The organism is Helicobacter turcicus (assembly GCF_019711685.1).
GTDB classification, from domain to species: Bacteria; Campylobacterota; Campylobacteria; order Campylobacterales; family Helicobacteraceae; genus Helicobacter_D; species Helicobacter_D turcicus.
Map to the genome: position 1 here is coordinate 1 of NZ_JAIGYQ010000029.1, position 1405 is coordinate 1405.

Genomic DNA, 1405 nt, shown 5'->3' on the forward strand with positions numbered 1-1405 from the left:
TGTAATATTCGTATTGTTTGCGTCTGGCTACTAATTCTTTTTCTAATTCTTTTTCTAATTCTGTAAATTTATCCAAGATTGCAACAATTGCATTTTGCACTTCTAGAGGGGGGAGGGGAATGGGGAAATTCCACAAGTATCCTTTATCAAGTTTAGGCATAGAAGCACCATAGAGATGTTTTTGTAAATCATTTTGACGACTTTTTAAAAAGTAAAAGATAAATTTTAAATTTAAATTGTCATATTTGCTAGTGAGGGTGAAATCCTCACAGATTGCACGAGGTAAAGCTCTTTTGTCATATTGAGGCGAAGCCGAAATATCTCTTACTTTAGAATCCTTAAGAGATTCTTCGGCTAACGCCTCAGAATGACAAGGAGCGGGGGGTTCTTCGCAATGCTTAGAATCACAAGGGGCAAAATCAGAATGACAAAATTCGCACAGGGTAGCCACAAAGCACACATCAGTAGCCCAAAAGGGATTTTCTTGCCACGATACAAATCCAGCACTTCCAGCTCTTGCAATAGTAATGCCTTTTAAAAAATTATAATCTTTAAAATATCCTGTTGGCACTACACCGCCACCTATAACAGGATATTTTTCATTTGCGTTCATCATAGATTTTATGATTCTATCCCCAGCCCTCAAATGACAAATCTCACAAAGCGGCTTATACTCCACTTTTTCATATTTTAAGAATCTTAAAAGTTCTTTTGTTTGCATATTAACCTCTAAACATCTTATAGATTTTGCTTCTATGATTTATATCCACTACTATGATGATAAGTTCATATTCTTGTATCTTGCAAATTAGTCTATAATCGCCCACGCGATAACGCCAATAATTTTTAAGATTCCCGCTTAAAGCCTTGCCAAAATCTCTAGGATTCTCTAAGTTTTCAATCTTTTTAAGGTATTTTAGAATCTGTATTTGTGCGGATTTTGTGAGGGCTAGAAATTCTTTTTCTGCTTTGGCTTCAAATTTCACCTGCATTAAGTTTTGCCTTTTTTGCCAAATCCTCTAGTGTTATCAACGAAGTGCCGCTAAGCAGTCGCTTCTCTGCAAGTTGCGCACTTTTATAATCCTCCAAGTCCTCTAAATAATTTGCTAATGCCTTTGTGATAATCGTTTCTGCTGGGTCTTTGGTGCTTTTTTGTGCGCGATGAAGCAAGGTTTGTGCTTCTTGTGATAGGGTGATATTCATTGCTTTCCTTTTCCTTTGTTTATTATTATAACAGATTCCCCAAAGGCTTATACTCCACTTTTTCATATTTTAAAAATTCTAAAAGTTCTTTTGTTTGCATCGTTTTACCTTTAGTTAATACTTTGCTTTTTAAGAAGTAAAAACAAGGCTTTGACTTTATAAAGTAAGAATCTTTCATTAAGAGCCTTAAAGATTCTAGTTA

Annotated in this window: 3 protein-coding genes; all 3 read right to left on the reverse strand. The window is 35.0% G+C overall.

Going from position 1 to position 1405, the window contains the following annotated elements; all coding sequences use genetic code 11:
- The coding region (locus tag K4G57_RS08935) for a restriction endonuclease subunit S (protein WP_221561860.1) at nucleotides 1-721 on the reverse strand (721 nt) is incomplete at its 3' end.
- 1 nt (nucleotide 722) lies between these two features.
- Nucleotides 723-992 (reverse strand): type II toxin-antitoxin system RelE family toxin, encoded by a 270-nt coding sequence (locus K4G57_RS08940; RefSeq protein WP_221532828.1) that lies wholly within the window; start codon nucleotides 990-992, stop codon nucleotides 723-725.
- Nucleotides 976-1203 carry a hypothetical protein gene (locus K4G57_RS08945; RefSeq protein ID WP_221532829.1) on the reverse strand — a complete coding sequence of 76 codons (228 nt, stop codon included), beginning with the start codon at nucleotides 1201-1203 and terminating at the stop codon, nucleotides 976-978. The genes K4G57_RS08940 and K4G57_RS08945 overlap by 17 nt, the downstream gene beginning before the upstream one ends.
- Nucleotides 1204-1405: the final 202 nt, after the last annotated feature.